Below are 12,743 nucleotides of genomic sequence, written 5' to 3'. Positions count from 1 at the left end.
GCCAAGTTTGAGAGAAATCAAAAGCAGCAGCAATGATATTTTTCCATTTGGTGATGGTGGTGGGTTCAGCACCAAAATAAACCAAGACGTGTGCGCCAGTCATGGTAAAGCGCAACACACGTAGAGCAATGTTAAAAGCCATCAGGGCGGCAATGGTTTTGATAATGGCGCTTGTTAAAACGGGATGGTCCTTGCCCCATGCCATTTTAAAAAACGCGCATTTAATGGTAAAAAATAACCATAAAAACAATAAATTATCACGTATTTCTAACTAATCTCACCTCTCCCCACTTAGTACAAAACCTAATGTCAAACTACATCCAACGGAGTTTTGTATAGTATGTAGCCTTTCGGAAATTGTGGCTTATCAGCGGATTCTGTATATTTTTATATTTCATTTGTTCAAAGAAGACACTGAGCACTCAAAGAACCCTCAACGCTCTATTAAAGCCTTCTCTCATTTTTGCTGTCAAAAACTCATTCGATACATAATGTAGGTAAGAACAATCAATTATCACATATCCACTCTAATTTCACCTTTTTCCACTAAATATAAAATATTAAAAACACTACTATTCTTATTTATATTATATTTTTACTTTATTTTATATAACTGTATTTCTTTAATTATAGATCAATAAATATTAAAATAAATGAATATTGATATAAAATAATATGTACCATTAATAAAAAACTTATTTTTAAAATATAATTAGATAAAAATACATTATGAAATAAATTTAATATTACATAATTAAACATAAATACAACTTTAATTTTGACAAAAAAAGCAAAATAAAATATCAAAGTGCTGTGTTATTAAAATAAAAGCAATATCTATTTTCACTTCTGCTTATGAAGTTAGCAGGAAAATGAATGTTGGGGGCTTTAAAAGGAGTAGGCTGATGCCTAAAAAAATTCTTCTATCCTGTACAGCAATTGTGGCAGTTGTACTTTTTGGTATCAATCTTAATGCACAAGCTAAAAATCTTGAAATTTCAGAAAGTAAAAAAGAAGTTTCCAACGAAACCTATGAAATTATTCACGCAAAAAAAAGTGGTCAAATTATCGGCAAGCATTTGACGATAATCGGAAACAAAAAAACAAACACCAACATAAGCACAAATGCGCACGCTATAACAGCTGAAGGTTCTAATACTGCGATTGAATTACTGGATGGTACAACCATTAAAGGAACTGGTTCTAGCATTTTCTTCGGTCTTGAAGCAAAAGATGGTGCTACACTGAAAATGACTGGGGGAACTATTACAGTTTCCAACACTGGAGCTAAGTTCTTGAACAGTAAGAATGCTGAAAACAAGCTAAAAGATATAATAATATCAAGTGGCAAAGGCAAAGCTCCACTAACTTTTGCAATATTTGCAGACAAAAATAGTGAAGTCACTTTAGAAAATCTAAAGGTGACTAAGGCAATGAATAGCGTTACTGCAAATAATAAATCTGAAATCACGATATTGGGAGGATCATTTGATGCCACAAAGGCAGCAATATCTGCTTACAATGGCAGTCGCGTAACTCTAACTAACAATGTTCAAACTACATCATCTCATGGCACTGGACTCCATGCAACAGATTCAGAAACCACAATCGAAATGACGGGAGGAAGCGTAATCACAGAAAAAATGGCGTTGGTTGCAGAAAACGGTGGACGTATCAAGGTCACGGATGTTGCGTTAACAGCGACGAATGATAAAATCGGAACAGTTGTCGCCGGCGGTCCGAACAGCATGATTGAATTGCATGGAAATACAACAATTAAGAATGCTGTAATCGGTCTTCATGCACAAAACAGTGGAATGATTAAAATGATCGGAGGAACCATTACAGCTTCTACAACTGGTGCTGGTTTCTATAATAGTAAGAGCGATGGAAACAAGCTAGAAAATGTGAAAATATCGAGTAGTAACGATAAAGAAGCTGAAATCACAGGAATAGGTGCCGACAAGGAAAGTAACGTCACTTTAAAAAACGTAACAGTTACGCAGGCAAAAAGTGGCATAGCTGCAAATAATCATTCTAAAGTAACGGTTTCTGGAGGATCCTTTGAGGGGAAAATCGTAGGGGTATACGCTGGAAACGGCAGTAATATTACTTTAACTAGTAGTAAAAAAGGTAATGTTCAAGTTACATCAACATCATCGAATAGCAAAGGACTCTACACAAATGGTTTACATTCTACCATCACAATGACGGGAGGAACAGTAACCGGAGAATTAGCGTTGGTCGCAGAAAACGGTGGACATATTAAGGTCACGGATGTTGCTCTAACAACAAATGAACATGGGGGCCAGGTCACGGATGTTCCTATAATAGGCGCAGGAGTCAATAGCGCTAATAGTATGATTGAATTATATGGCAATACAACGATTAAGAATGCTGGTGTTGGGCTTGTGGCAAGTAACGGTGGCGTAATTAAAATGATTGGGGGGACTATTACAACTTCTAAAACTGGTGTTGGCTTCGTGAACAGTAAGAGCACCGAAAGTAAACTAGAAAATGTAATAATATCAACCGGTAAAGATAAAAATTCAGGCAAAGGAATTCTTCTAGAGAAAGAAAGTGGTCTCACTTTAAAAAATGTAAAAGTGACTCAAACAGGCAACAGCGTAATTGCAAATAATCGTTCTAACATAACAATCTCTGGAGGATCATTTGATTCAAGCTATGCAACAATATGTGCTCAAAACGGTAGCAGTATCACCTTAACGGACAATGCTCAAATTACGTCACATGATGAAGCAGGCCTCTATGCACAAGACTCAAAATCCACAATTACAATGACAACAGGAAACGTGACAGGAAAATATACAGCCTTAGAAGCAGACATAGGTGGCCATATTACGGTTACAAATGTTGCTTTAAAAGCAACTAATAATGGCAGTGGTGTAGCTGCTGGGGCAGCTGCCTCTGGCTCTAACAGTGTGATTGAATTGCTTGGAAATACAACGATCAGTGACGTTAAAATCGGAATTGATGCGCAAAACGATAGCACAATCAAAATGATCGGAGGAACCATTACTGCTTCCGAAGCAGGCGTTCACTTGTTAAAAAACAAGAGCAATAACAAACTGAAAGATGTAACGATATTAAATCGTAAGGATAATGCACTACTAATCAATGCAATAATTGCAAGAAGAAGTGCCATTACTTTAGAAAATGTAACCGTTCCGCAAGCAATCAATAGCATAATTTCAGATAATGGTTCTCAAATAACAGTTTCTGGAGGATCATTTAACGCAAAAGGTGCAGCAGTATCTTCCATAAACGGCAGCACTATTACTTTAACTGACAATGCTCAAATTACATCATCTGATGACAGTGGGCTCTATGCAAAAGACTCAAAATCCACCATCACCATAACGGGAGGAACAGTACAAGGTAAAACTACTGCATTATTTGCCGGAAACGGAGGACATATTAAAGCCACGAATGTTACTCTAATAACAGCAGATAGTAACGGATTCGGTGCGGAAAGCCAAGATGTTGGCAGTTTAGTTGAATTATATGGCCATACAATGATTAAAAATGCTGAGATCGGACTTTATTCAGAAAATGGCAGCACAATCAAAATGAGTGGAGGGACAATAATTGCCGAAAATAGTGCATTTGTTGTAAATAATAATGGACATATTGATGTAACAAATGTTTCTGCCACTGCAGAAGATAGAGGTATAGCATTTGAAAAATCTAAGAACAATAAAACATCAGAAATCAATTTAACCAATACAAAACTTCACATTAAAAACGGTACTGGAATTAATGCAAATGAATCAATTGGTAAAGCCAATCTCAAAAATTCAGAAATCCGTGCCAATGTTTTATTAGTAACCGAAGCTTCAACGAAAAAAAATGATTTCACTTTTACACTAAACGCCGATCACTCCATCTTAGACGGCAAAGTGAGCACTGAAAAAAAATTCAAAACAGTCTTTGATTTGCAAAACAATACGAAATGGACATTGAAAACAAGCACAAATAAAAAAATCCAGAATGAAAAACTGTTTGATATTGCTCAAAGAGCACGTTCTGATATTTCTGTCCTTAACATCAATAACAGCTCTATTGTTTTTGAAGAGCCAACTGAAAATCATTATCACACGTTGCACATAGGATCTGGCAGACCAAATACTAAAAAAGTTTACAATGCTACAGGAAAAGCAGAAATTCATTTCAACGTCGAATGGAGTGATAGTGCTGCCATAAACAAACAAAAAGCTGACCATCTTCTGATTCACGGTGATGTTTCAGGTACTACACTGGTTTATATCACTGGACATTTAGAAAAGAACAATATTAAAGCAGATGCTTCTGCTCTTACCAGTGCACGTGGTCTTTCACTCATTCAAGTTTCTGGGAAAGTAAATCAAAACTCTTTCAAACTTGCACAGGACTATATCACAATAAGTGGTTCACCTTATAAATATATACTGAAAGCTTATGGACCAAAATCAAACCACAGTAAAACAAATACTGAACAAAACCTTTTAGTAGAAAATAAAAATTTCTGGGACTTTCGCTTACAACCAGTACTGCTTGATAGAGACTCAAAAGTAAAAACCATCGTGCCATAAATACAAACTATTTTATCAAGCCCCAATGCTCTCTTGCTATGCTGGATTGACCAATATGGCTAAGCAAAATGCAACTGTTAACCAATATGCGACATTTGTCTTAAGGAAAGAATAAGACAAACGGAATGGCTTTTTCTTATATACCTATGGAAAAACAGGAAGCTTATTTTTTGATAAGTAGTACTTCTAGTAGATATGGTTATAGCAGTGCTAATCTTCACTATGCTGTTCTACAAGGAGCTATTAACCTTGTCGCGCAGAAGGGAAAAATATCTACAACACATTTGGGTCTTGTCCGAACCTACGGGCAACTCTCTTTCACCCCCAAAGATATGCAAGACAGCAAGTAAGAGCATATTGAATAAATAGTCATTTCAACTCACCGCCGCCTATGGCAGTAAACAGCGTGACAATGGTTTCTACCTTGATACGCTTTTATCCTATGGGATAATAAAGGGAGATATCACCAATGCTCTCATTGGTAAAACTGCAAAATTGAAAAACGCCAAAATGTTGAGTATCTCCACCACTGTTGGCAAACAATTTGCAACGGGTATTCAAGCCGTAACATTCGAACCGCAGGCACAGCTTGCCTATCAACATTTGATGTTTGATACCATTAAAGATGCTGATAATCTGACCATTGAGATACAAAATCCTTCTCAATGGATAATCCCGTGTTGGTGGACGTTTGACAAAAACCATTGCCACTGAAAACAGCCGTCCTATGTCTTTCTATGGAAAAGTAAACTTAATCAAAACCTTTGGTGATGATCAGACATTCCATATTGATAAGTATTATAAATGTGACCCCTCGGGAAGTTCCGTTGAAGGTGGGCTTGGTATTGGTGCATAATTGTCCGCTAACCTCTCCCTTCATGGTGATGTCAGCTATCAACAAAAGCTTCAAAAAACTGGTATAAGTGGTGCAAGCTTTTCAGGCGGCATACGCTATCAGTTTTAAATCAAAACTGTAAAAATAGCCTATTCAATTTAACAAAAAGGCAGTATATTGCTGCCTTTTTGGTTTATTATAAGCTGTTTTTAAGCGCTTTTTTAAATAGAGAACAGCGAAATATTTGAAGACATTCATTGACCATTGGATGTTTTTTACAAAAAATTCTTTTTATAAAGAATAAAATTGTAAAAAAGAGAACAACCAAAAACAAAATGATATTGTAAAATAATGAGAAGCTTTTCTAGAAAATACAACATTACTATCTTTTGTTATTTCTCACGAATTTAATGCTTAAAATGGTAAAATAACACTTTTGAACATAAAATGATAAGTAAAAAATAATGCAATAATATCAAACAAAGGGATGTATGTTATAAGTCACTCATATATTTCAAAATGGAAGTTCTAATAGGATTTAAAATATTACAGCTCAAACACTGCCCAGAAAATTCATACTGAAAAAATCCTATTATCCCCTTCCCTCTTAACAATGCCGCCAAACATCTCCAGAAACTTCAAAACAAATAAAATTGCATTTTCTCTTCTGTAAAATTGATCATGCTCTTTGCTCTCTATGGACAATAGGCTCTATACTTGCTTCAAAAAACTCCTTTGTATAATCGTGTTGCGCATGTAGATTACGCAATTCATCATTGCTAAGCTCTTCAAGAATAATCCCTTTATGCATAATTCCAACACGTTCACAAATATGTGCAACAACAGCAAGATCATGGGACACCATCAAATAAGTAAGCTTTTTTCTCGCTCGCAACGATTTCAACAAGTTTAAAATTTCAGCCTGTACCGACACATCCAATGCAGATGTGGGCTCATCAAGCAACAAAACCTCAGGCTCAATAATCAACGCACGAGCAAGAGCAATACGCTGACGCTGTCCTCCAGACAACTCATGAGGATAACGATAAAGAAATGAAGAATCTAAACCAACAGAATCTAAAGCATCCTCCACCCGCTCTCTTTGATTATCCATGCCATGGATTTTGAGCGATTCCGAAAGAACCGTATGGACCATTTTTCTTGGATGCAGCGAAGCATAAGGATCTTGAAAAACCATTTGAATACAGCGTAAAAAGCCCTTACTTCTTTTTTTTGCGACTTCTTCTCCAGCAAAAAAGAACTCTCCACTATATTCTGGAATAAGCCCAACCAATGTATTCAAGATCGTTGATTTTCCACATCCGGATTCACCAATCAGACCATAAGCTTCACCACGCTTAATATGAAAATTAACATTTTTAACAACTTTTACTGCCTTGTGCCTATGCCCAAAAGTTACAGATAAATTAGAAACATCAATAATATTCTCGCAATTTGTCATGGAGAAACCTCCTCAACACCATTAACAATCGTAGGATTATGTAACCAATCAGGATCACGCTCAGGAACAGCCAAAACATCCACAGGATTATCAAGTCGTGGCAAACTCGCGAGCAACGCCTTTGTATAAGGATGACAAGCGTGAGACAAATCAGAAGCAGGCAACTCTTCTAAGACACGGCCCGCATACATCACCAAAATACGATCACAAAAATCAGCAATCATATTCAAATCATGACTAATGAAAATAAGCCCCGTTCCAGACTTTGTCACAAGTTCATCTAGTACGGATAAAACTTGTCGTCTAACCGTAATATCAAGTGCAGATGTGGGTTCATCGGCAATAATTAAATCAGGTTTTGGAATAAGCATCATTGCAATCATCACACGCTGCCCCATGCCTCCAGATATTTCATGAGGAAAGAGACGCATTACATGTTCAGGATCACGAATATGAACAGATTCTAACATAGATATGGTACGTTCCCGCGCTTCAGCTTTTGAAACACGGTAATGAATACTATAAGCCTCCATAATCTGTTCCCCAATCCGTATGAGTGGATTAAGCGAATATTTGGGGTCCTGTAAAATCATTGAAATACGCTTACCTCGGATTTTTCGCATCTGAGGCTCACTTGCCGTCAACAAATCAACATCTTCAAAGCGCATTTTTTTAGCTTTAACAATGGCTGCTTTTGGGCTCAACTTGAGTATTGCCCGCCCAGTCATCGACTTTCCAGATCCGGATTCACCAACAATGCCAACTTTTTCTTTTCCGATAGAAAAGCTAACGCCGCGCACAACTTCTGAAATGCCGCGCGTTGTAGGAAAAGAAATACGTAAATTTTCTACTTCTAATAATTTATTACCCATTGCGTGGATCCAATACATCACGAAGACCATCACCTAAAAGGTTGAAAGCAAGACTTGCAAATAATATTGCACAGCCTGGTATTGCCGCCAACCACCAATTTGTCATCATAAATTCCCGCCCTGAAGAAAGCATCGCACCCCATTCAGGACTTGGAAGTTGAGCTCCCAACCCTAAAAAACCAAGACCAGCAGCCGTTAAAATAATTCCAGACATATCCAAAGTTAATCGTACAATCACTGAAGGAATACACATGGGCGCAACATGAAACAAAATAATTCGCCAAGCAGAGGCCCCTTGCAGGCGAACTACAGAAACATAATCAGAAGAACGTATTGTCAAAGTCTCAGCACGTGCTAAACGTGCGATTGGCGGCCATGCCGCAATTGAAATTGCAATAGAAGCATTTTCAATCCCTGGTCCCAATGCGGCTGAAAATGCAAGAGCTAAAATCAAACCTGGAAAAGCAAGAAAAATATCGACAATGCGCATGAGCACAGTATCAACCCATCCGCCCATATAACCAGATACAGTTCCAACAATAAGCCCTATTGGACCTACAATAACTGTTGTAAGAAAAACAACATAAAGAGTAATACGGGAACCAAAAACAAGGCGACTAAAAATATCACGTCCCAATTCATCTGTTCCAAAATAATGCGCCATAGAGGGTGGCTGCAACCGATGCCCCAGATCATTGCTAAGAAAATCATGCGTAGCAATCCAAGGAGCAAAAAATGCACATATGATAATAATACAAATAATAAGCAGACCGAATACAGCCGAAAAGTTATGAAAAAACTTAGCCAGTGCGTGATAAATTCTTTGTATGTTCGCTTGAATTATGGAGTTTGGAACAGGATCATTTAACCAACTACCCAAAAAAGATGATGATTGCGATTTATGATGATTACTTACTGTCATATTCAACGTGTCCTTGGATCAAAAATGCGATAAAGTAAATCAGAAAATAAATTAATGGCGACAAAGATAAATCCTACAAGTAAAGTACATCCTACAACTGCATTCATATCTCCGGCTAAAAGAGCATTTGTCAAGTAATGTCCAAAACCAGGCCAAGCAAAAACTGTCTCCGTTAAAACAGCCCCTTCTAATAAAAAAGCATAAGAAAGTGCAACAACGGTAATAATTTGAACAGCAGCATTTCGAAAGGCATGCCCCCAAACGGTTCGCGCCCACGATAATCCCTTTACACGTGCAGTAATGATATATTCCTGATTAAGCTGCTCAATCATAAACCCACGAGTCATACGGCTAATATAAGCCATAGCACCGAAAGCCAAGATCAAAGCAGGCATAATAACGTGACTAAAAACATTACCAAAAGCCTCCCATTGTCCTTGGCTTGCAGTATCCCAAAGGAAAAATCCTGTTTTTGGTTCAAAAGAATATTCATAAAGAAAATCAAGTCGTCCTGGGCCACCAACCCAGCCAAGCTTGGCGTAAAATATTAACAACGCCATTAATCCGAGCCAAAATGTTGGAGTAGAATAACTTAAAAGTGTAAAAACACGGACAACATAATCAATAAATGAATCGCGATACATTGCTGCAAAAACACCAAATGGAATTCCAAGACTTGTGCCAATAACAATAGCAACGGTTGCAAGCTCTAATGTTGCAGGAAATACACGCATAATATCGGCTAGAACAGGTCGCCCAGAAGTTAAAGCATCTCCAAAGTCAAACAAAAATACATTATGAAGATACTTCCAATATTGGACAATCAACGGCTTATCAAGACCCAGCTTATAATACATTGCATCATAAGCTTCCTGACTGATATTATCACCAAGAATAGACAGAACCGGATCTAGAGGAAGAAGATGACCAAGAAAAAAAGTGATCGTCACCAACCCAAGCAATGTGATAAAAACTGAAATAAGAAGTTTCAATCCTTTGCATAAAAAATCCCATAAAAATAATTTTTTCTGCTTTTCTGATACAGCTCTTTCAGTCTCTGAAAGTGGCAAAACCATTATAAAAATCCCCTCTGTAGCGACAAAACATAAAGCAAATACCTTTTTATATAACAAAACAATCTCTTATTAAGCATGTTCTACAATCCTTTTCTATAACATGCTTCTTTTTATTTTTCTGCTTCATTGTAATAAAGTCTATAACTGTTCCAAATCCATTTTTTGACATCAGGTCCCATACCAACGGTATAATATGTCTGAAATAAATAAACCATAGGACCATGCTCTAGCACATAATGCTGTAAAGTACGATATCGCACAATGCGCTTATTGGGATCTTGCTCAAACAAAGCATCCATCACCATGTTATTAATATTTTCATCATAATACCCAGCGCGCCAAGCTAAATACATATTGTGCTTTTTTGTAAATGTTGGATCAGGGTTAAACACGTGATTTAATGAAGCAGGATGTCCATCAGGATCGGCACTCCCCCACCCCATAAGTGCAGTATCATAATTTCCACCACGTACACGGCTCAACAATTGATTTTGTGCCATTTTTTCAATTGTAAGCTCAACACCAATTTTGCGTGCATTGGCTTGAATAGACTGTGCAACAGACGACATATAACTAAGGCTTCCAACTAAAAGATTAGCTTTAAACCCATTAGGATAACCAGCTTCAGTAATCAGTTGTTTTGCTTTTTTCAAATCCAACTGAAAAGGCAAACCTTCTTTTTCATCTAAAGCACCTGGAACACCTAAAGACATATAAGTTGCCCGTGGAATAGCAATCCCTTTCAAAACAGTTTTTCCAAGACCTTCATAATCAACCAAATAACGAAGTGCCAATCTGACCTTTTCATTCGCAAAAATTGCATTCTTATTATTTAACGATAGGTAAATAATCTGCGGACGCAAAACACGACTAATTTTGACTGGGACTCCTTTTTTTTCAAGATCTAAAATATCCTCTGAAGAAAGATCACGCACTATATCCACATCACCTTTTTCCAAAAGAAGTCTTTGACTTGATGAATCCGCTACATGCTGCACAACAATCTGCTTAATTTTAGGCACATCGCCCCAATAATGTTGTGTCGCCTCTAACACAACTTTATCTCCTGGAGACCAGCTCACCAATTTATAAGGTCCAACACAAGCTGTATGTGTTGCTAAATATTTATTCCCCATATCACCGTTAATACTCTGTGCTTCAATTGTTTTCCGATCAAGCAAAGCAGAAGCATAAGATTGTCCAATAACAGTCAATATGAGCTGAATAGGATAGGGTTTATCTAATTTTAATTGTAAAGTCTTATCGTCAAGAGCCTGAATATTTGTTTCAATATTGTTTTTGGTAAACCCATAATCCATTAAAGATTGAGCATAGCTTAATCCTAATTTAATAATCCGTCGCATCGACCATACCAGATCTTGCGCTGTAGCCATCCTTCCATCATTAAACTTTAAATCATCACGAAGATGAAAGACTATTCTTTTACCATTATCTAAAACGTCCCAAGATTTTGCCATAGCAGGGCGAATTTTTGTAGGATCATGCTCATCATATTTCACTAACGCGCTGCAAATATTCGTCAATAACTCACTCGTCACAACCTCAACAGTTTGCGCTGGATCAAAACTACTAATTGAATCAATATTCCATGCCATTACCAATATATCTTTAGATGAGGCACTGAATGCCGATGTTACAGCCCCATTAAAAAAAACGATTGAGCTTAATAAAATAGAAATTTTTTTCAATATTCTTTGTTTTCCCATTTTATCTCTTCCTTTTGTATTCTTCTACCTTTTCACACAAAGTGATTGTGATTTTGCTTAAATAGCATAGCATTAGACATCAATTTCATTTAATCAAACTAAGCATCTATAAAATAATTTTCTTATACATCAGTCTATATTCGGGATGCAGAGAATCTATAACCATAAACAAAGATCCTCCCCAATATAACTTTCTATATTCATCGCTCCCTATAAACGATCTTAATTATATACTGGTACTACACAAACATCCCTCACAGTTTCATCCTTAAAAAACTGAAGAGCTTTATATGGGAGAATACTTTCATCATGCAATTATGATTAAGCTCTTTTTAGCTTTGATAACACTAAAAAGACACACTTATTTTTCAATTTTACTATAAAAAATACGCGGCGCACTATTCCAAACCCACTTTTTGATATCAGGCGTCATCGCGACAACGCTATATTGTTGAAAGATAAACGCATAAGGTCCTTTTTGCATCAATTCACGTTGTAAATCAGCATAGAGTTGTGCCCGTTTTTGCGGATCTTTTTGAAATAATGCCTCTTCAACTTTTTGATTCATATTGGCATCAAAATACCCATGCTGCCAACTAGGATAGGCTGTATTTCTAGCCTCAAAACGATTATCTGGATTGAAAATAAGACGTGAAGCCATGGTATGAGGATCCACAGAATCATTATTCCATCCGATAAAAGTCGTATCAAAAGCCCGTGCATTAACTTTTGAAAACAACTGTGTACCTGCTACACGTTCAATTTTAAGACGCACCCCCGCCTGTGCAGCACTATCCTGGAGTGACTGAGCAAGTAACAAAGTATAAGGAGTGTTTGACACGAGAAAATTTGCCTCAAATCCATTCGGATAACCAGCTTCTGCTAAAAGCTGCTTGGCTTTTGCAATATCAAGTTTAAAGGGTTGCCCCTCTTTTTCATCCAAAGCCCCAAAGTTGCCAAGAGGAATAAAACTGGCCCGTGGGATACCAATCCCTTTGAGAAGCTTCTTGCCAAGACCTTCATAATCTATGAGATAACGCATCGCCAAACGTACTTTTTCCTTAGCAAAAATAGGATTCGTCGTATTGAATCCCCAGTACATCATAGTTGGCACTAACACTCTTTCAACTTTAACATCTGTTGTTTTTTGCAGATCTGCAAGATCTTCAGGTGTCAAATTACGAGCAACATCAATATCGTGCTTTTGCAACAACAAACGTTGTGTTCCGGGCTCTGCAACATGGCGAATTAAAATCT

At 37.0% G+C, this 12,743-nt stretch carries 6 protein-coding genes and 3 pseudogenes; 2 read left to right on the top strand and 7 right to left on the bottom strand.

Going from position 1 to position 12,743, the window contains the following annotated elements; all coding sequences use genetic code 11:
* A pseudogene (locus tag ACFIQC_RS08395) lies at positions 1–205 on the bottom strand (hypothetical protein); the annotation flags it as partial.
* A gap of 667 nt (positions 206–872) precedes the next feature.
* Here ACFIQC_RS08395 and ACFIQC_RS10260 point away from each other — a divergent pair.
* A pseudogene (locus ACFIQC_RS10260) lies at positions 873–2,111 on the top strand (autotransporter outer membrane beta-barrel domain-containing protein); the annotation flags it as partial.
* A gap of 1,530 nt (positions 2,112–3,641) precedes the next feature.
* Positions 3,642–5,556: pseudogene (locus ACFIQC_RS10255) on the top strand (autotransporter outer membrane beta-barrel domain-containing protein); the annotation flags it as partial.
* 550 nt (positions 5,557–6,106) lie between these two features.
* Here the strand turns inward: ACFIQC_RS10255 and ACFIQC_RS08370 are convergent.
* From ACFIQC_RS08370 to ACFIQC_RS08345, 6 genes are all read right to left on the bottom strand, one after another.
* Entirely contained in the window at positions 6,107–6,889 is a 783-nt protein-coding gene (locus ACFIQC_RS08370; RefSeq protein ID WP_375707006.1) for an ABC transporter ATP-binding protein, read from the bottom strand.
* Complete coding sequence (locus ACFIQC_RS08365) at positions 6,886–7,761, bottom strand: ABC transporter ATP-binding protein (protein ID WP_375707005.1); 876 nt, start codon at positions 7,759–7,761, stop codon at positions 6,886–6,888. The genes ACFIQC_RS08370 and ACFIQC_RS08365 overlap by 4 nt, the downstream gene beginning before the upstream one ends.
* Positions 7,754–8,683: an ABC transporter permease gene (locus ACFIQC_RS08360; RefSeq protein WP_375621724.1), complete on the bottom strand. Its 930-nt coding sequence runs from the start codon at positions 8,681–8,683 to the stop codon at positions 7,754–7,756. Before ACFIQC_RS08360 ends, ACFIQC_RS08365 begins: the two co-directional genes overlap by 8 nt.
* 2 nt (positions 8,684–8,685) lie before the next feature.
* A complete protein-coding gene (locus tag ACFIQC_RS08355; protein ID WP_375641087.1) occupies positions 8,686–9,759 on the bottom strand; it encodes an ABC transporter permease in 1,074 nt (357 codons plus the stop codon).
* Between the two features lie 110 nt (positions 9,760–9,869).
* Positions 9,870–11,486, bottom strand: coding sequence for an ABC transporter substrate-binding protein (locus ACFIQC_RS08350; RefSeq protein WP_375707004.1), 1,617 nt, complete (start codon positions 11,484–11,486; stop codon positions 9,870–9,872).
* 361 nt (positions 11,487–11,847) lie between these two features.
* Positions 11,848–12,743 (bottom strand): ABC transporter substrate-binding protein (locus ACFIQC_RS08345; RefSeq protein WP_375630493.1); only part of this gene is annotated, 896 nt, incomplete at its 5' end.

Source organism: Bartonella sp. AA126HLJHH (assembly GCF_042197425.1).
GTDB lineage: Bacteria > Pseudomonadota > Alphaproteobacteria > Rhizobiales > Rhizobiaceae > Bartonella.
The sequence above is the reverse complement of the archived record's forward strand: the minus strand, read 5'-3'. Positions and strand labels throughout refer to the sequence as shown.